16 protein-coding genes are annotated in these 18,340 nt (G+C 72.9%); 11 read left to right on the top strand and 5 right to left on the bottom strand.

Annotated features, from left to right (window positions below):
* Nucleotides 1-72 precede the first annotated feature (72 nt).
* Complete coding sequence (locus ACZ7LE_RS05180; RefSeq protein ID WP_470402250.1) at nucleotides 73-945, bottom strand: DUF3152 domain-containing protein; 873 nt, start codon at nucleotides 943-945, stop codon at nucleotides 73-75.
* A 178-nt stretch (nucleotides 946-1,123) separates the two neighbouring features.
* On the opposite strand from ACZ7LE_RS05180, the gene ACZ7LE_RS05175 reads away from it, so the two are divergent.
* The 3 genes from ACZ7LE_RS05175 to ACZ7LE_RS05165 all read left to right on the top strand — a co-directional run bounded on the left by ACZ7LE_RS05175 (nucleotide 1,124) and on the right by ACZ7LE_RS05165 (nucleotide 3,682).
* A complete protein-coding gene (locus tag ACZ7LE_RS05175; RefSeq protein ID WP_397391968.1) occupies nucleotides 1,124-1,345 on the top strand; it encodes a DUF3107 domain-containing protein in 222 nt (73 codons plus the stop codon).
* A 313-nt stretch (nucleotides 1,346-1,658) separates the two neighbouring features.
* A complete protein-coding gene (locus tag ACZ7LE_RS05170) occupies nucleotides 1,659-3,326 on the top strand; it encodes a DEAD/DEAH box helicase (protein ID WP_470402249.1) in 1,668 nt (555 codons plus the stop codon).
* A gap of 50 nt (nucleotides 3,327-3,376) precedes the next feature.
* The gene (locus ACZ7LE_RS05165) at nucleotides 3,377-3,682 is read left to right on the top strand and encodes a DUF1905 domain-containing protein (protein WP_470402248.1); all 306 of its coding nucleotides are present in this window, start codon (nucleotides 3,377-3,379) and stop codon (nucleotides 3,680-3,682) included.
* Between the two features lie 17 nt (nucleotides 3,683-3,699).
* On the opposite strand, the gene ACZ7LE_RS05160 is transcribed toward ACZ7LE_RS05165, so the two are convergent.
* Nucleotides 3,700-4,335, bottom strand: coding sequence for a MarC family protein (locus ACZ7LE_RS05160; protein WP_470402247.1), 636 nt, complete (start codon nucleotides 4,333-4,335; stop codon nucleotides 3,700-3,702).
* Nucleotides 4,332-5,180 (bottom strand): PHP domain-containing protein, encoded by an 849-nt coding sequence (locus tag ACZ7LE_RS05155; RefSeq protein WP_470402246.1) that lies wholly within the window; start codon nucleotides 5,178-5,180, stop codon nucleotides 4,332-4,334. The genes ACZ7LE_RS05160 and ACZ7LE_RS05155 overlap by 4 nt, the downstream gene beginning before the upstream one ends.
* 172 nt (nucleotides 5,181-5,352) lie before the next feature.
* Here ACZ7LE_RS05155 and ACZ7LE_RS05150 point away from each other — a divergent pair, with 172 nt between their 5' ends.
* Together ACZ7LE_RS05150 and ACZ7LE_RS05145 are read left to right on the top strand one after the other, a co-directional pair.
* On the top strand, nucleotides 5,353-6,186 hold the full coding sequence (locus ACZ7LE_RS05150; protein ID WP_470402245.1) for an alpha/beta fold hydrolase: 834 nt from the start codon (nucleotides 5,353-5,355) through the stop codon (nucleotides 6,184-6,186).
* A 12-nt stretch (nucleotides 6,187-6,198) separates the two neighbouring features.
* Nucleotides 6,199-7,740, top strand: coding sequence for an aminopeptidase P family protein (locus ACZ7LE_RS05145; protein ID WP_470402244.1), 1,542 nt, complete (start codon nucleotides 6,199-6,201; stop codon nucleotides 7,738-7,740).
* A 109-nt stretch (nucleotides 7,741-7,849) separates the two neighbouring features.
* On the opposite strand, the gene ACZ7LE_RS05140 is transcribed toward ACZ7LE_RS05145, so the two are convergent.
* Nucleotides 7,850-8,746 carry a YflT domain-containing protein gene (locus tag ACZ7LE_RS05140; protein ID WP_470402243.1) on the bottom strand — a complete coding sequence of 299 codons (897 nt, stop codon included), beginning with the start codon at nucleotides 8,744-8,746 and terminating at the stop codon, nucleotides 7,850-7,852.
* A 73-nt stretch (nucleotides 8,747-8,819) separates the two neighbouring features.
* On the opposite strand from ACZ7LE_RS05140, the gene ACZ7LE_RS05135 reads away from it, so the two are divergent.
* The gene (locus ACZ7LE_RS05135; RefSeq protein WP_470402242.1) at nucleotides 8,820-10,133 is read left to right on the top strand and encodes a magnesium transporter MgtE N-terminal domain-containing protein; all 1,314 of its coding nucleotides are present in this window, start codon (nucleotides 8,820-8,822) and stop codon (nucleotides 10,131-10,133) included.
* Entirely contained in the window at nucleotides 10,126-10,644 is a 519-nt protein-coding gene (locus ACZ7LE_RS05130) for a DUF1003 domain-containing protein (RefSeq protein ID WP_470402241.1), read from the top strand. Before ACZ7LE_RS05135 ends, ACZ7LE_RS05130 begins: the two co-directional genes overlap by 8 nt.
* Here the strand turns inward: ACZ7LE_RS05130 and ACZ7LE_RS05125 are convergent.
* Nucleotides 10,599-12,533, bottom strand: coding sequence for a hypothetical protein (locus ACZ7LE_RS05125; RefSeq protein WP_470402240.1), 1,935 nt, complete (start codon nucleotides 12,531-12,533; stop codon nucleotides 10,599-10,601). The two genes, ACZ7LE_RS05130 and ACZ7LE_RS05125, sit on opposite strands and share 46 nt — an antisense overlap.
* Nucleotides 12,534-12,637: 104 nt before the next feature.
* On the opposite strand from ACZ7LE_RS05125, the gene ACZ7LE_RS05120 reads away from it, so the two are divergent.
* From ACZ7LE_RS05120 to ACZ7LE_RS05105, 4 genes are all read left to right on the top strand, one after another.
* Nucleotides 12,638-13,777 (top strand): Mrp/NBP35 family ATP-binding protein, encoded by a 1,140-nt coding sequence (locus tag ACZ7LE_RS05120; RefSeq protein WP_470402239.1) that lies wholly within the window; start codon nucleotides 12,638-12,640, stop codon nucleotides 13,775-13,777.
* A 266-nt stretch (nucleotides 13,778-14,043) separates the two neighbouring features.
* The gene (locus tag ACZ7LE_RS05115) at nucleotides 14,044-15,033 is read left to right on the top strand and encodes an NAD-dependent epimerase/dehydratase family protein (RefSeq protein ID WP_470402238.1); all 990 of its coding nucleotides are present in this window, start codon (nucleotides 14,044-14,046) and stop codon (nucleotides 15,031-15,033) included.
* 61 nt (nucleotides 15,034-15,094) lie between these two features.
* Complete coding sequence (locus tag ACZ7LE_RS05110) at nucleotides 15,095-16,231, top strand: Fic family protein (RefSeq protein ID WP_470402237.1); 1,137 nt, start codon at nucleotides 15,095-15,097, stop codon at nucleotides 16,229-16,231.
* A 143-nt stretch (nucleotides 16,232-16,374) separates the two neighbouring features.
* Nucleotides 16,375-18,315, top strand: a complete 1,941-nt coding sequence (locus ACZ7LE_RS05105; RefSeq protein WP_470402236.1) for a glycosyl hydrolase 53 family protein — start codon at nucleotides 16,375-16,377, stop codon at nucleotides 18,313-18,315.
* Nucleotides 18,316-18,340 lie beyond the last annotated feature (25 nt).

Here is an 18,340-nt window from a genome sequence, read left to right as displayed (position 1 = left end):
CTCCCCGACGCCCCGCGCGGAGGTGTCGCGAATGTCTGGTTCACCACGCCGTGCGGCGCAGTGATCCCGGTCTCAGCCCGCGTCCGGGGCGGGCCACGGCTGCGGGATGCAGCCGCTCGTCGTGGTGGTCTGCTGCACCATCACGGTGGCGTGCCTGCCCTTGCCCCTGCACAGGTCGTGGTGGTACCCGATCACGTGCCCCACCTCGTGGTTCACCAGATAGTGCCGGTAGTTCCCGACGTCCTTCCACGCCTTCGACCCCGTGGCCCAGCGCCTGAAGTTGAGCACGGCGGTCTCCTCGATGCCGCACGAGAGCTTGCCGATCGTGTCCAGCGGGAGGCACAGCCGGTCGGTGGTGCCGGGGCTCGCGAGCACGACCCGCACGTCGTAGCGGTCCGAGTCGGTCCACGCGAAGGTCGATCCGTCCGCGCCGTTCCAGCCGCGTGGGTCGTTCAGCGTCGCCAGCACGGCCTCGGCGAAGACCTCCGGGTCCACCGGCAGCCCTTTCTCGACCGCGACCTGGACCCGCCAGACCTTGCCCTCGGCGGGTGCGGCGCGCGAGCCGCTCGCCACCACGAGCTTGCCGGACAGCTCCGGTTCCACGCTGACCCGGGTACCGAGCAGGCCGGAGCCGGGCTCCGGCGTCGGCTCCGGCTCCGCGGCCGGCGCCGGCGGGGCCGACTTGCCTGCGACCGCGCCGGCGGCCAGGGGGACGACCGGGGCCGGCGGTTCCGTGCGGACGCCCGACCGGGCCGCCTCGTACGCGTTCCGGATCGCGTCGCCCGCCTCGACACCGAGGTTGTCCTCGACCACGCCGGCGACGGCGGCCGCGGACGCCTCGGGTTCGGCGCCCATCGTCACCGCGACGCCCGCGCCGAGGCCCAGCATCAGGCAGAGACCGAGCGCGACCATGGCGCGCCGAGGGTCCTGCCGCGGGCTGCTCACGCCGACCATGGTGCCACGCACCGGCCCGCAGGCCCACGATGTCGTCCACAGGTTGTGGACGCGTATCGGCTCACGGCGAAACCGCAGGCCGACCGCCCCGGTGCGTGACTAGGATCGTCAGGCCGGGTCCCCGGTCCCCCGGGCACACGGCGCAATCCCCGACCGAACTGGAGTAAACGTGGACGTCACCATCGGTGTGCAGAACCTGCCGCGCGAGGTCGTGGTCGAGACGGACGAGAGCGCGGACGCCGTCGCGACGGCCGTCAAGAAGGCCCTGGCCGGTGGCCCCCTCGAGCTCACCGACTCCCGCGGCCGCCAGGTGATCATCCCTGGCAGCGCCATCGGCTACGTCGAGATCGGCTCCGAGGAGCAGCGCAAGGTCGGCTTCGGCGCCGTCTGATCCCTGCGGTACCCGACGCCGCGTGGCGGACGGCGCCCGTGAGGGCCCTCCGCCACGTGGCGTTCGTTACTAACGGGGTGCCGGGTGCGTTTCGCTAACCACACGGAAACATCCTGCGCGTACCATGAACGACGTACATCGGTTGCCCGGTCGTCACGTTCCGACCCCCGAGCCTGTGCTCCGACCTCCTCAGTGAGGCCGCCGACAGGACGCGCAGCCTGGGCCTCCCGCCCGGCGCGCGATGATTTTCACGATCGGCTGCCGCACGAAGGCGCGATCGCCGGGCCATGAGGGCCCACCGCGCCGCGAGAAGATGAAGGCGCCAGTGACTACCACCGACACCCCGGCCGCGAGCGCGGCCACCGTGACCGACCCCGAGCCCACCGTGGCCTCGGGGCCCGACTATTCCTCCCCGTCCGCCATCCAGGCGCAGAACGTGACGTTCGCGGACTTCGGCGTCCGCCCTGAGATCGTCGCCGCGCTGCTGGACTCGGGCATCACCCACCCGTTCCCCATCCAGGCCATGACGCTGCCCGTCGCGATGAGCGGGCACGACATCATCGGCCAGGCCAAGACCGGTACCGGCAAGACGCTCGGTTTCGGCGTCCCGCTGCTGCACCGCGTGGTGGCCCCGGGCGAGCCCGGCTACGACGAGCTCGTCGCCCCCGGCAAGCCGCAGGCCGTCGTCGTGGTCCCGACCCGCGAGCTCGCGGTCCAGGTCGCGAACGACCTGGCCACCGCGTCCGCCAAGCGCAGCGTCCGCATCGTCCAGGTCTACGGCGGCCGCGCGTACGAGCCGCAGATCGACGCGCTGAAGTCCGGCGTCGACGTCGTGGTGGGCACGCCCGGCCGCATGATCGACCTGCTCAACCAGGGCCACCTCACGCTGCTGCGCGCGGCGACCGTGGTGCTCGACGAGGCCGACGAGATGCTCGACCTCGGGTTCCTGCCCGACGTCGAGAAGATCCTCGCCCGCACCCCCGCGCAGCGGCACACCATGCTGTTCAGCGCGACCATGCCGGGCGCCGTCGTCTCCATGGCCCGCCGCTACATGAAGCAGCCCACGCACATCCGCGCCGCCGAGCCGGACGACGAGGGCGCGACCGTCAAGAACATCAAGCAGGTCGTGTACCGGGCCCACGCCCTGGACAAGGTCGAGGTGCTGGCGCGGCTGCTCCAGTCCGAGGGCCGCGGCCGCAGCATCGTGTTCGCGCGCACCAAGCGCACGGCCGCGAAGGTTGCGGAGGAGCTGCAGTCGCGCGGCTTCGCCGCCGGCGCCATCCACGGCGACCTGGGCCAGGGCGCCCGCGAGCAGGCGCTGCGCGCGTTCCGCAACGGCAAGATCGACGTGCTCGTCGCGACCGACGTCGCCGCCCGCGGCATCGACGTCGAGGACGTGACCCACGTGGTCAACTACCAGTGCCCCGAGGACGAGCGCACGTACCTGCACCGTGTGGGCCGCACCGGCCGCGCCGGCAACACGGGTACCGCCGTCACGTTCGTCGACTGGGACGACGTGCCGCGCTGGTCGCTCATCGACAAGGCGCTGGAGGTCGGCTTCCCGGAGCCGGTCGAGACCTACTCGACGTCGCCGCACCTGTACGCGGACCTGAACATCCCCGAGGGCACCAAGGGCCGCCTGCCGCGGTCCGCGCAGCACCTCGCCGGCCTGGACGCCGAGGAGCTCGAGGACCTGGGCGAGACCGGCAAGCGCAACAGCGGCTCGCGCCCGTCCGGCGGGCGCTCCGGCGGCGGCCGTTCGGGCGGTCAGCGCTCCGGCGGGCGCCAGGGCGGCTCGCACGGCGGGTCGCGCTCCACGTCCCGGCCCGACGGCGAGGCCGTGACCGGGTCGAACGACGGCGCACCGGCCGACCGTCCGGCGTCGGGCGGGGACGAGGACGGCCAGCGCCGTCGTCGGAACCGCAACCGCCGCCGCACGCGCGGCGGGCGCCCGGCCGAGGGAACGCAGACCGAGTCCTGAGGACCGTGTCAGACCCACAGGTCACCCCGGTGACCTGTGGGTCTGACAGTATGGGGACGGTGCAGATCGAGTTCGCCGCTCCCCTGTGGCAGTGGCAGGTGCGTACCGACTCCTGGTGGTTCGTGACCGTGCCCCCGGAGCACTCCGACGAGCTGGCCGACCTCCCACTGCCACCCCGCGGCTTCGGCTCGATCCGGGTGCGGGTCACGGTCGGCGGGACCACCTGGACCACGTCCGTCTTCCCGAGCGACAGCAACGGCGGCTACGTGCTGCCGATGAAGAAGAAGGTGCGGGAGGCCGAGAAGCTCGTCCCGGAGAAGCCGGTCCAGGTCACCCTGGAGACGGTCGACGTCTGAGCCGGCCCGGCGGAGCCTCAGACCGTCCGCACGAACTCGATGACGCCGTTGGCGATCATCTGCACGGCGATCGCCGCGAGCAGCACACCCGCGATGCGGGTGACCAGGGTGACGCCGGAGTCCTTGAGCACGCGGTGCACGAGCCCGGCGAACCGCATCGCGGCCCAGGTGCAGATGCACACCGCGACGATGCCGACCCCGATCGAGGCGTAGTGCCCCACCGGCGACTCGCCGGCGCTCACGCCCTGCTGCACGAACACCATGGTGGCGACGATGGTGCCCGGCCCGGCCAGCAGCGGCGTCGCCAGCGGCACCAGGGCCACGTTCTTGGTCGACCCGCCGGAGTCGGTCTCGCCGGCGTCCATCTTGCCCATGAGCAGCTCGAGCGCCACGAGCAGCAGGAGCAGGCCGCCCGACGCCTGGAGCGCCGCGAGCGAGATGCCCATGTGCTCCAGCAGGAGCTGGCCGAACAGCGCGAACACCACGATCACGCCGAACGCCACGAAGATCGCGGTGCGCGCGGCCCGCTTGCGGTCCTGCGCCGTCATCCGCGAGGTGAGCGCGAGGAACACCGGCACCGTTCCCGGCGGGTCCATGATCACGAAGAGCGTCACGAACACCTCGGTGAACAGCGCGACGTCGAACCAGCTCACCCGAGCACCTCCAGGGCCCCCTGGTCCGCGATGGCCTCGAGCACGCCGGGCGCCGTGGTGTTCTCGCCGATCTTGTTCTGCTTGCCCGCCCCGTGGAAGTCGCTCGACCCCGTGACCAGCAGGTCCAGGGACTCGGCGAGGTCGCGCAGCCGCCGGCGTGTGTCGGGCGTGTGGTCGCGGTGGTCGACCTCGAGGCCCGCGAGCCCGACGGCGGCGAGCTCCTCGATCATCGAGTCCGGGACGATCCGGCCACGGGCGTCCGCCCCGGGGTGCGCGAGGACCGGCACCCCGCCCGCCGCGCGGACGGCGCGGACCGCGGCGACGGCGTCGGGCGCGTAGTGGCCCACGTAGTAGCGGGTGCCGGGCCGCAGGATGGTGGCGAAGGCCTCGTCCCGGTCGCGGACGACGCCCGCCGCCACCAACGCGTCCGCGAGGTGCGGACGGCCGAGGGTGGTACCGGGCTTCGTCTGTGCGAGCAGGTCGTCCCACGTGATCGGGAAGTCCTCGGCCAGCAGGTCCACCATGCGCCGGGCGCGCGACTCGCGGTCGGCGCGGGTGCGCTCGGTCTCGTCCAGCAGGTCGGGATGGGTGGGGTCGTGCAGGTAGGCCAGCAGGTGGACGCCGGTGCCCCAGCCCGTCGTCCCCGCGATCGCGGAGATCTCGGCGCCGCGCACCAGGCTCACGCCGTACCGGCCGGCGGCCTCGGCGGCCTCTGCCCAGCCCGACGTCGTGTCGTGGTCCGTGATGGCCAGCGTGCCGATGCCGGCGTGCGCGGCGACCTCCACCAGCCGCGCTGGCGAGTCGGTGCCGTCGGACGCGGTGGAGTGCGTGTGGAGGTCGATCACCCCCCAAGGGTAGAGATCCCCGGGCTGCGGGGAGGCACCGGGACGTGGTGAGGTGCAGCACGCCGCCCCCGCGGCGACAAGTCCGTGCGACAGCAAGCCCACACAGCACGTTCACGCGGTGTTCCGCCGTCGTACGCCGCGTGCCCAAGCCGGTCCCGCATCATCGAAGGCGATGAGCAGCAACCACGAGCCTGAGCACACCACCCCTACGAGCGTGGTCTTCGTGCACGGCATGCGCAGCTCCGGTGCGATCTGGGAGAACCAGGTCGAGCACCTGCGCGCGGCCGGCCACGAGGCCGTCGCGGTCGACCTGCCGGCCCACGGGTCGCGCCGCCACGACCGGTTCACCATGGACGGCGCCTTCGAGGCGGTGGACGACGCCGTCGCCTCTCTCCCGTCCGGTCCGGTCGCCCTGGTCGGCCTGTCGCTGGGCGGCTACACGTCGCTCGCCTGGGCCGCCCGGCCCGACACCACCGACCGTCTGGTGGGCGTGCTGGCCGCGGGCTGCACGTCCGACCCCAAGGGCAAGCCCGTGCGGCTCTACCGGGACGTCGCGCGGACCGTGGCGAACGCCGCCTACCTCTCCCGCCGCCTGACCGGCCGCGTCGTGCACCCGACCACGCACCGTGCGCGCCTCTCGGTGCCCGCGATGCCGTTCCGCCCGCTGCGGAGCGCCCCGGGTGGCGCGGACCTGCGGCAGATCGAGATCGCGCCGCTCCAGACCGCCGAGATGTACCGGCCCACCTGGGACGTCGTCACGGACGCCCTGACGCACCTCGCCGGGCGCTCCTCGGTCGCGAACGTGCGGGCCGCGCAGGTGCCGGTCTGGTTCGTCAACGGGGCGCGCGACGCGATGCGCATCGGGGAGCAGCGGCACCTCGCCGCCGCCCGCGACGGCGCCCTCGTCGTCGTCCCCGGCGCGGGGCACGACGTGAACACGGAGGCCCCCTCCGCGTTCAACCGGGTGCTCACCCGGGCGCTGGCCGACTTCGGACGGCGTGCGTGAAACACTGGGCGCATGAGCGAGCCCACGACCACTTCTCAGCCTGACGAGCAGGGGACCGCGGACCGCGGCTCCAACCGCTCGCACCGCCCCGCCTCGACCGCGTTCAAGAACTTCGTGATGTCGCAGTGGGCCCCGCGCGCCGAGCTCGGCCTGACGCCGTCGGACGCCGCGCCGTTCACCGTCGCCCGCCGCTCCGCGCTCTCGGAGCGCCTGCCCGGCGCGCGCCTCGTGATCCCGGCCGGCTCGCTCAAGCCCCGGTCGAACGACACCGACTACCGGTTCCGGCCGCACTCGGCGTTCGCGCACCTCACGGGTCTGGGCACCGACCGCGAGCCCGACGCCGTGCTGGTGCTGCACCCGGTCGAGGAGGGCACCGGCGACGCCGGCTCGAACCACCACGCCGTGCTGTACGTGCGGCCGCTGGCCCCGCGTGACAACGAGGAGTTCTACGCCGACGCGCGCTACGGCGAGTTCTGGGTGGGCGCCCGCCCGTCCCTGGCCGACATCGAGACGCTGACCGGCATCGAGGCCCGGCACATCGACGAGCTGGGCGACGCCCTGGCCAAGGACGTCGGCGACGGCGGCGTTCGCCTGCTCGTCGTGACCGGTGCGGACGACGCGATCGAGGCACTCGTCGAGGAGCTCCGCCTGGAGGCCGGCGAGACCGAGGACGAGCAGCTCCTCTCGGACGACGTGCTCGTCGAGGCCACCTCCGAGCTGCGCCTGGTCAAGGACGAGTACGAGATCGCGCAGATGCGCGAGGCCGTGGCCCGCACCATCGAAGGCTTCGAGGCCGTGGTCCGCGCGCTGCCCGCCGCCAAGGAGCACCGCCGCGGCGAGCGCGTCGTCGAGACCACCTTCGACGGGCACGCCCGCCTCGAGGGCAACGCCGTGGGCTACGAGACCATCGCGGCCTCGGGCGAGCACGCCACGACGCTGCACTGGATCCGGAACGACGGCGAGGTCCGGTCCGGCGACGTGCTGCTGCTCGACGGCGGCGTCGAGGTCGACTCCCTCTACACCGCCGACATCACGCGCTCCCTGCCCGTCGACGGCGAGTACACCGACGTGCAGCGCAAGATCTACCAGGCGGTGCTGGACGCGGCCGACGCCGCGTTCGCCGTCGCCAAGCCGGGCACCAAGTTCCGCGACATCCACGCGGCGGCCATGGAGGTCATCGCGGCCCGCCTCGAGGAGTGGGGCTTCCTGCCCGACGGCGTGACCGCCGCCGAGGCGCTGGACGAGGACGGCCAGCAGCACCGCCGCTGGATGGTGCACGGCACGTCGCACCACCTCGGCCTCGACGTGCACGACTGCGCGCAGGCGCGCCGCGAGCTCTACCTCGACGGCACCCTGGAGGCGGGCATGGTGTTCACCATCGAGCCGGGCCTCTACTTCAAGGCCGACGACCTCGCCGTCCCCGAGGAGTTCCGCGGCATCGGCGTGCGGATCGAGGACGACGTGCTGGTCACCGAGGACGGCTACGAGAACCTCTCGGCGGCGCTCCCCCGCCGCCCGGAGGATGTCGAGGCCTGGATGGCCTCGCTGCGCTGAGTCTGGGTACTTCGCACCAACTGACTTCGGTCGGTTGCCTTGAGACCGGTCAATTGATTGACCGGTCTCAAGGCAACCGACCGAAGTCACTGCCTGGGTGCGGAACGGCCTACTTCTGGTCGTCCGTCGGCGGCGCGTACGGGTTGGTCGGGGGCTTCGGGGCCTCGCCGGGCTCAGCCGGAGGGTCGGACGGGTCGTCCGACGGCGGGACCGGCGCGGCCGGCGCCACCGAGGTGTCCGACGGCGGGACCGGCGCGATCGGCGTTACCGAGTCGTCCGACGGCGGGACCGGCGCGTCGGCCGGCGTCGGCGTGCCCGCACCGCCCGCGCCCGCACCAGCCGCGCCCGGCCGCATCGCGCCGTAGCGGGGCTCGCCCGAGGGCGTGACCCAGCGCGGGTCCGGGGTCCGGGGCGTCGCCGGCGCGGGGGGCGCCGTCGGCGCGGCACCGGGAGCCGGGGCCGCAGGCGCGGTGGCTGCCGGGGCCGGGACCCCGACCGAGGCCGCCCCGCGGGCCTTGCCCAGGCCGCCCGGGGACTGCACGAGCAGCGCCCGCGCGTCGCTCGCGTGCTCGTGGCCGCAGAGGATCGCGTAGGTGGCGGCCACGATCTGCGACGACGACGTGAAGTCGCGCCGTCCGCCCGTGAACGAGTACGACAGGATCGAGAACAGCAGGCCGAAGCCCGCACCGAGCGCGATGCCGGCGAACATCACCTGAAACCCCGAGGAGCCCGCGAACAGCGTCAGCAGCAGGCCCACGAAGAACCCGAACCACGCGCCGGACAGGGCACCCGCGAGCGCCACCCGGCCGTAGGTGAGCCGCCCCGTGACGCGCTCGACCATGCGCAGGTCGGTGCCCACGATGGTGACGTTCTCGACGGGGAACTTGTTGTCGGAGAGGTAGTCGACCGCTTTCTGCGCCTCCAGGTAGGTGGAGTACGCGGCAACCTCGTCACCGGCCGGCAGGGTCGGGACCTTCGGGACGGCACCCGGGCGAGACATGCTCATACCCCATAGTCTCCCCTACCCGGACGATAGTGGCGAGGAGCGACGCCCCGACACGGGTCGTAGGCTGACCAGCGTGAGCGCCAGCACCAGGGTTTTCGTCGCACGTCTGGCAGGCACCGCGGTCTTCGATCCCATCGGCGACCAGGTGGGCCGGGTCCGTGATGTCGTCGTGCTGGTCCGGGCGAAGGGCGCGCCGCGGGCGGTGGGCCTGGTGGTCGAGGTCCCGGGCCGACGGCGGGTCTTTCTCCCGCTGACGCGTGTGACGAGCATCGACGCGGGCCAGGTGATCAGCACGGGCCTGGTGAACATGCGGCGGTTCGAGCAGCGGGCCATGGAGTCCGTGGTGCTGGGCGAGCTGCTGGACCGCCGGGTGCAGCTCAAGGACGGCTCGGGCGAGGTGACGATCGAGGACGTCTCGATCGCGCAGCAGCGCACGGGCGACTGGCTGGTGGACCAGCTCTTCGTCCGACGGCGGGCGACGCGCGGGTCGGCCCCGTTCCGGCGGGGCTCGACCCTGACCGTGCCGGTCGACGCCGTGCAGGACCTCACCAGCCGGTCGGCCGAGCAGGGCGCCGCGCGGCTGCTGGAGGCGTACGAGGACATGCGGGCGGCCGACCTCGCCGACGTGATCCGCGACCTGGGGACGGCACGGCGGCTGGAGATCGCCGTCGCGCTGGACGACGAGCGCCTCGCCGACGTGCTGGAGGAGCTCCCGGAGGACGCGCAGGTCTCCATCCTGTCGGGCCTGGACCGCGACCGTGCGGCCGACGTCCTGGAGGTCATGGAGCCGGACGACGCCGCCGACCTGCTGAACGAGCTGCCCGACGAGCAGGCCGCCCAGCTCCTGAACCTGATGGAGCCGGACGAGGCGGCCGACGTCCGCCGGCTGCTGGAGTACGCCGAGGACACGGCGGGCGGCCTGATGACCACGGAGCCCGTGATCCTGGGCGCGGACGACACGATCGCGACCGCCCTGGCCCAGATCCGGCGCTCCGAGCTGCCGCCCGCGCTCGCCTCGCTGGTGTTCGTGGTGCGGCCGCCGCTGGAGACGCCGACGGGGCGGTTCCTCGGCGTCGCGCACTTCCAGCGGCTGCTGCGGGAGCCGCCGCACGCGGCGGTCGCGTCGGTGCTGGACACGGAGACGGAGTGGCTGACCCACGACGCGTCGGTGGGCCGGGTGACGCGCCTGCTCGCGGCCTACGACCTGCTCGCCCTCCCGGTGCTGGACGCCCAGCGCCGGCTGCTGGGCGTGGTCACGGTCGACGACGTGCTGGACCACATCCTCCCGGACGACTGGCGCGGCAGCGACGACGAGCGCATGGAGGCGATCGCCGCGCAGTCGGCCCCGGCGCAGCGCGGCGGACGACGGGGGGCCGGCCGTGCCTGACCGTCTCGACACCCCGCTCGCGCAACGACGCGTCCCCCGGTTCCGGTTCGACGAGGAGGCCGTCGGCAAGGCCACGGAGGCCATCGCCCGGTTCCTGGGCACGCCGCGGTTCCTCATCTACCTCACGGTGTTCTGCCTGCTCTGGCTCGCGTGGAACATCTGGGCCCCGGAGAACCTGCGGTTCGACAGCGCGGCCAACGGGTTCACGGCGCTCACCCTGATGCTGTCGCTGCAGGCCAGCTACGCGGCGCCGCTGATCCTGCTGGCGCAGAACCGCCAGGACGACCGTGACCGCGTCACCGCGGAGCAGGACCGGCAGCGCGGCGAACGCAACCTCGCCGACACGGAGTACCTGGCCCGCGAGATGGCGGCGCTGCGGCTCGCCCTCTCGGAGGTCGCGACCCGCGACTTCGTGCGCTCGGAGATCCGCAACCTGCTGGAGGAGCTGGACGAGAAGGACCGGACTCAGGGCTCCACGTCGTCGTGGAGCACCACCCGCGACAGCTCGTAGGCGCCACCCGGCAGCTTCCAGTAGTGCAGCCTGCGGGCCGACGGCGTGTTCACCTGCAGCGACACCCGCCAGCACACGGCGCCGTCGTCCCGGTGCCGGAACGGGTCGTCCCCGCCGGCGCCCGTGCGGAGGCGGTGCACCTGCAGGCCGTTCATGTCGAGCGCGAGACCGGTCAGCACCATGACGAGCGTCCAGACCACGCGGTCGCGGCTCACGCCCTCGACCTCCGTCAGGGAGGCGAGGAATCGCGGGCCGAGCGTGTAGTCGGCCAGGGGGCGCCCGGCCTTCTCCGCCGCGGGGATCGCGCGGGCCCACTCGGTCAGCACCTCGAACCGGAGCTGCTCCTCGTCGTCGGCGAAGTACCGCTCCTCGGGTACCTCGACCCCGGCGTCGCCCAGCCGTCGGCGCAGGCGCGCGGTCTCCTGCCGGGCCTTGCGCAGGGCTGTGGCCTGCTGCTCCGCGCGGCGTTCGCTGCGGTCGAGCCGTTCGGTGAGCTCGCCGACGCGCCCCAGCAGGCGGTCGACCTCCAGCTCGACCTGGCGCCTCCTGACCTTGTCGTCCAGCAGCTCCTTCTCCAGCGCCCCCACCCGGGACCGGGCGGCGTCGAGGGACAGGCTGAGGTCGCGCGCTGCCTTGCCGGCCGGCTCCGGCGAGGCATCGGCCGCCGTCGGCGAGGGCAGGGCGTCGTGCCCGCCCGCGTGCCAGGCGGCCACGTCGCCGGGGGTCGGCTTCCGCTGGCCGTCGGCCGGCGTCGGCACCGGGCCGACGTCGGCGGGGCGCAGGCCGAACAGGTCCGCGGGGGTGGGCGGGCCCGACGACGGCGCGGGGCTGGTCCCGCCCAGATCGACGGGCTCGTGCGGCTCGGCCAGCGAACCCACCACCAGCGGGCCGTCGAGCCGGGCCAGCTCGGGCTCCGGCTCCGGGGGTTCGAGCCACGGCGGACCGCCGTCGAGCAGCGCGATCGCGGGGACGGGCCGGTCCTCGGACTCGTCGACGTCGTCCAGGCGCAGGGCCAGACCGTCCAGCGGCGCCGGCACCCGGCGGGCCAGGATCACCTCGCCCACCGTGAAGAGGTCGCTCAGCAGGTCCAGGTCGTTGCCGGTGATGTCGGCGCGGCGCACGCGCACGCGGACGCCGGGCGCCAGGGCGACGCGCACCGCATCGTCCTCGACGCTCTCCACCCGGCCCAGCACCACCTGCCCCACGCGGTAGGCGACGTGCACCGCCCGGCGCAGCGCATCGGCGTCGGGCAGCATGCCGCGCACGTCGAGGAGGCGGCGGACCGGGTCGAGCACACCCGTGACCCGCATCCCGGGCGCGAGCACGCGGGCGAGCGGCACGTCGGCCAGGACCAGCTCCTCCGCGACGGTGACCTGGCCGCCGTCGTCGGTGCTGACCAGGGCTCGCGTGCCGAGCACGCCCAGCACCCGGCCCTCGGTGGTCGCCGCGTCCGGGGCGGACCGCGCCGCGCCGACGATCCCGGCGCGCACCGCGAACCGCATGACGTCGCCGACCAGGCGTTCGCGCACGTGCGCGTCCTCGTCCGTCGAGTACGCGAAGTGCAGCGGCGAGCGCCGGGGCTGGTGCACCCACTCCAGCTCGGTGCCGTAGACGCGGGACGCGCCGCCGTAGACCTGCGTGTCGGGCGGCATGCCCGACGAGAACTCCCACGACACGTCGCCCGTGGGGATGACGACGACCTCGGCGAGCCCGGAGACGTCGTCGAGCACCCGCTGCGGGTCCACGAAGGGCACGGAATGGCCGGCCGGGGTCGAGATGACCACGACGGGCCATCGGCGACCCTGGCGCTGCAGCTCGGCGGCGAGCTCGCGTGCCTGGTCCTCGGAGGCGACACGCCGAACTCGCGCCGGCACGCGTGGCTCGGTCATCGGGCCTCCTCACCTCTGGTGGTGAGGCAGCGTACCGCCACCAACTGACGGGCACTGCAAGGACCATGCCGTGAGCGGGTCGAGGGCCCGCCTAAGATCGATTCATGACCGCAGTCGACTCCCCCGCGCTCGAGGCTCGTGTCCGCGACGCACTGACCGGCGTGCTCGACCCCGAGATCCGGCGCCCCATCACCGACCTGGGCATGGTCCGGTCGGTCGACGTCTCCGAGGGCGGGCACGTCGCCGTCGGCGTCGACCTCACCGTCGCGGGCTGTCCGATGAAGTCGACGCTGGTCAAGGACGTGACGGCGGCCGCGACGGCGGTCGAGGGCGTGTCCGGCGTCGACGTCGACCTGGGCGTGATGACGGCCGAGCAGCGGTCCTCGCTGCGCTCGATGCTGCGCGGCGGCGTGGGCGACCCCGTCATCCCGTTCTCGCAGCCGGGCTCAATGACCAAGGTGTTCGCGGTCGCGTCGGGCAAGGGCGGCGTCGGCAAGTCGTCCGTCACGGCGAACCTCGCGGTGGCCCTGGCCGCCGACGGGCTGTCGGTCGGCGTGATCGACGCCGACATCTACGGCTTCTCGATCCCCCGGATGCTCGGCGTGGACCGGCAGCCGACGCGGGTCGACAACATGCTGCTGCCGCCCATCGCCCACGGCGTCAAGGTGGTCTCGATCGGCATGTTCGTGCCGCAGGGCCAGCCCGTGGTCTGGCGCGGACCGATGCTGCACCGCGCGCTGGAGCAGTTCCTCGCGGACGTGTTCTGGGGCGACCTCGACGTGCTGCTCCTCGACCTGCCGCCCGGCACGGGCGACATCGCGATCTCGGTGGCGCAGCTCCTGCCGTCGTCCGAGATCCTGGTGGTCACGACGCCGCAGGCCGCGGCTGCGGAGGTCGCCGAGCGCGCCGGGTCGGTGGCGACGCAGACGTCGCAGGGCGTGGTGGGCGTGGTCGAGAACATGTCGTGGCTGGAGCAGCCGGACGGCACCCGCCTGCCGATCTTCGGCGAGGGCGGCGGCGAGCAGGTCTCGGCGCGGCTCACCCAGGTGATCGGCAAGAACGTGCCGCTGCTCGGCCAGGTGCCGCTCGATGTGGCCGTCCGCGAGGGCGGGGACGGCGGCACGCCGGTCGTGCTCGCCGACCCCGACTCCCCCGGTGCGAAGGTGCTGCGCGAGGTCGCCTCGGCGTTGGCGAGCCGCAAGCGGGGGCTCGCGGGGATGCAGCTGGGCATCAGCCCGGCGTGACGCAGCAGCGTCGGGCGGAACGCGGGCGGACGGAACGCGGGGCGGACGTTCGGTCCGGGGCTGCGGGACGTCGCCATCCGCGACTCCTCTTTGAGGCCCGGGTTTCTTCGCTTTCAGACGGCTGAAAGCGAAGAAACCCGGGCCTCAAAGGGGATCTGCTTCACGGACGTGCGCACCAGCCAGCTCCATCCCGGCTACGCCCGGCGAAGATTCGCCAGCAGCAGATAGACGTGCCCCGCCGCCCGCGATGCGGTTCGGTGGGCACCATGCGAATCCTGGTGCTCGGTGGAACCGTCTTCCTGTCCCGTGCGGTCGCGGCGGCCGCCGTCGCCCGCGGCCACGACGTCGTGTGCGCGGCGCGCGGCGTGAGCGGCACGGTGCCCGACGGCGCGACGCTGGTGCGCTGGGACCGGTCCGAGGCGGTGCCCGCGGAGCTGACGGACACGACGTTCGACGCCGTCGTCGACGTCTCCCGCATCCCCTCGCACGTGCGCCGCGCCGTCGCAGCCTTCCCGGACGCGCACTGGACGTTCGTCTCGACGGTCAACGTCTACGCCGACACGGCGACCGTGGGCGGCACCCCCGCGACGCTCCCCCTGCTCGACCCGGTCGAGACCGACGAGAACCCGGCATCCGGCCCCGAGGTGTACGGCGCCATGAAGGTGGCCTGCGAGAGCATCGTCCGCGCGGGGACGACGGCGGCCCTCGTGATCCGGCCCGGCCTGATCGTCGGGCCGGGCGACCCGAGCGGCCGGTTCACCTACTGGCCGGCCCGCTTCGCCCAGGCGGCCGAGGACGGCCTGCCGGTACTGGTGCCCGAGCCCGTGGACGACCCGGTCCAGCTCGTGGATGTCCGCGACCTCGCGGAGTGGATCGTGACGGCGGCGGAGCAGGGCACGACGGGCGACTTCGACGCCGTCTGCCCGCCCCTCCCCCGGGCCGAGCTGCTCGCGCACGTGGCCGACGGCGTCGGATCGGACCCGGATCTGGTCGCGGTCGCCCCCGGGCTCCTCGCGGAGCACGAGGTGAACCCCTGGTCGGGGCCCCGGTCCATCCCGTTCTGGGCCGCGGACCTGGTCGACGGCGGCTTCATGACGCACGACGTCACGTCGTCGCTGGCGGCGGGGCTGCGGATCCGGCCGTTCGCCGACACCGCCCGCGACACCCTCGCGTGGCTGCGCGACACCCCGGACGCCACGGTCACCGGCCTGACCCGCGACGAGGAGCAGGAGGTGCTGGCCGCCGTGCGGGGATGAGTGAGCACCCAGAGCGCGCGACGCATTGACGCAATGATTGCGTCATTACTAAACTGACTGCATGCTCTTCCCGACCCCTGCGCTCTCAGCCGCCGACCGCCACGTCCTCGACGACATCGACCGGTCGCGCGAGCAGCTACGCCTGCAGGTCCGGTCGACGCCGACGAAATGGACCGACGGCCTGCGGCGCTTTCTCACCGCCGACGCCGTTGCCGCGTCGAACTCGATCGAGGGCTTCCGCGTCTCGACAGTCGATGCGGAGGACCTCATGGATGGCGAGCGCGACGTCGATGTGTCGGAGGAGAACCGCGACGAGACGCTGGCCTACCAGCGGATGATGACCTACATCCAGTCGCTGCACGACGCACCCGACTTCAGCTACAGCAAGGGCCTGCTCAACGGTCTCCACTGGATGCTGCAAGGACATCACCACACACCGGCGCGACCGGCCGGCCAGTGGCGCAAGGGCTCGGTGTACGTCACCGATACCCGCGACCCAAGCATCGCCGTCTACACGGCACCCCCCATCGAGGAGGTGCCAGATCTCATGTCCGAGCTCGTGGACTGGCTGAACGACGAGGTCTCGACGCATGCCGTCGTCCGCGCCGCGATGGCGCACCTGCACCTGGTGTCGATCCACCCGTGGTCGGACGGGAACGGCCGGATGTCGCGCTCGCTGCAGACGTTGGTAACGGCCCGCGCGGGAGTGCTCGCCCCAGAGTTCTCGTCGATCGAAGCCTGGCTGGGTCGCCCCGGCAACACCTGGGAGTACTACCGGCAGCTCGGCGCGCGAGGGGCCACATATCTCCCCGACCAGGACGTCTCCGAGTGGGTCCGCTTCAATCTTGTCGCGTCCCATCAGCAGACCCAGTCGGTCCACCTGAGGCTCGAGAGGTCCACCCGCGTCCTCCAGCACCTCGACACGTTCGTGGACTCGCTGGGCTTGAGTCCGCGGGTCGTGAGCGCGCTGCACGACGTCGCGCTCTCGGGACGGGTGCGCAGGAGCAGGTACGAGCACTCAGAGCATCTGCAGGTCCAGCAGGCACAACGCGACCTGCGGGACCTCGTGGCAGCACGAGTGCTCGAACCGGTGGGCCGGACCCGTGCCCGCTACTACGTCGCGGGCGACACGTTCCCGCAGGCGGCACGGGAGGCAGCCGGTACCCCCTTCACACTCACGGACCCGTACGACAGGTAGTAGCTCCAGGACGACTCGCCACCGACGTCCCGAATGAGCCGGGAAGCGTATTCCCACACGCGCGCCGAGGACCTACCGTTGTGCTGGGTACTCCGGACGAACGGCCCTGCCGGGCCGTTCCCGACCTGGACAAGGAAGTCCTCATGACGCACAGCACACACCGGGCGCGGGTCCTCGCGGGCAGCGCAGCCCTGGCCGTCGCCCTGACGACGGCGGGCCTCGCCGTGGGGCCGGCTGCCGCCGGCTACGGCGAGGCCGTGATCGAGCCTGTCGAGACCGACCTGGCCGGCAAGTCGTGGGTCACAACCCGCGCCACCAGCAACGACGCTGCTTCCGGCCGGGCGACCGACGGCGACGAGAGCACCGCGTGGACGCCGTCGGCCCGCACCACGAAGAGCCAGGCCCTCACCCTCGACCTGGGCGGCGCCTACGACGGTCTGCACAAGATCGAGGTGGTCCTCGCGGACGCGACGCCGACTCGCTACGTCGTCGAGACCTCGACCGACGGCCGACGCTGGACGACGGTCGCCGACCACCGCGACGGCCGGACCGGCGCCGCCGGCACCACCGCCCTGGTCGACCGCGACGGCACCCGCTACGTGCGGGTCCGGTTCACCGACACCGCGCACCAGCACCAGCCCAGGAGCACACCGGGCATCGCCGAGATCCACGCCTACAACTACCTGCGCGACGACCTGAAGCTGGGCGCGGACCTGTCCTACGCCGACCAGGAGCGCGACCAGCCGTACTACCTCGACGCGGAGGCCGCCCTGGCCGGCGAGCCGGACCCCGGCCCGCACCTGCTCGACGTGGTCAAGGACCGCGGTATGGAGCACCTGCGCCTGCGCATCTGGAACGACCCGCGCGACGAGACCACCGGCGTCGAGACGGAGCCGGCCTATCAGGGGCCGGAGCGCTCGCTCACGGTCGCGCGCGAGATCACGGCACGCGACATGAGCCTCGGCATCGACTTCCACTACGCCGACAGCTGGGCCGACCCGAGCAAGCAGCCCAAGCCCCGCGCCTGGGCCGAGCTACCGTTCGACGAGCTGACCGGCCAGGTGCACGACTTCACCGCGGACTACCTGACCCGCCTGCGGGAGCAGGGCACCACCCCGGCCAAGGTCGCGGTGGGCAACGAGGTGATCAACGGGTTCCTCTACGGCAGCGAGGCACGGATCATCGGCACCACCGCGCCGCAATACTTCACGGACGAGGCCGACGTCTACCAGTCCCAGCCGGGCGGCGGCCTGCTGTGGGACTACTGGCGCAGCGACGACCCGGAGGAGCAGCGGCTGTACAAGGAGCAGTGGGACCGGTTCGCCACCCTCATGGCGTCCGGGATCGAGGCGGTGCGCGAGGCGTCCCCGGAGTCCGAGGTCGAGATCCACGCGATCGTGGACACCGGCCGCCTCGACAAGACCATGGAGTTCTGGACCCAGCTACTCACGAGGCTGGAGGCCGCCGACGCCGCCCCGGACGTGCTCGCCCTGTCCTACTACCCGGAGTGGCACGGCAGCCCCGAGGAGCTGGAGCACAACCTGCACACCATCGCGGCCGCGTTCCCCCACTACGCGCTCGACGTCGCCGAGACGGCGTACCCGGCGGAGAGCTGGCCGCCCGGCGACCCGACGCCGCTGCCCAACTCCCCGTTCCCCGTGACCGTCCAGGGCCAGGCCGACGCGATCCAGCGCGTCTTCCAGGTCGCCAACGACGTGCCCGGCAACCGGGTGCAGGGCGTGCTGGTCTGGGAGCCCGCGAACTGGCAGCCCATGTTCACCTGGGTCGAGACCGGCTCCGGCTGGTTCCCCGAGGCCAACGCGTCGCTCGACGTCTTCCGCGAGAGCGACGTCGCGCACGTGCTGCAGGACGACATCCGCGTGGTCACCCGGGTGGACGACGACGTGCGGCTGCCCCGCACCGTCGACGTGCTGTCACCGGGCGACCGTCGCGCGGCCCGCACCGCCGTCGTCTGGCCGGCCGTGCCCGACGACGCGACCGCCGCCCCGGGCACGTTCACCGTCGCCGGGACGACGGAGTACGGTCCGGTCACGGCGACGGTCCACGTACTGCCCGGCCGTTGACCGAGCTCCACCTGATACACCCCCT

This window comes from Promicromonospora sp. NPDC110617, from assembly GCF_055598465.1.
Note: the sequence above shows the minus strand (reverse complement) of the source record. Positions and strands in the feature narration are given on the sequence as shown.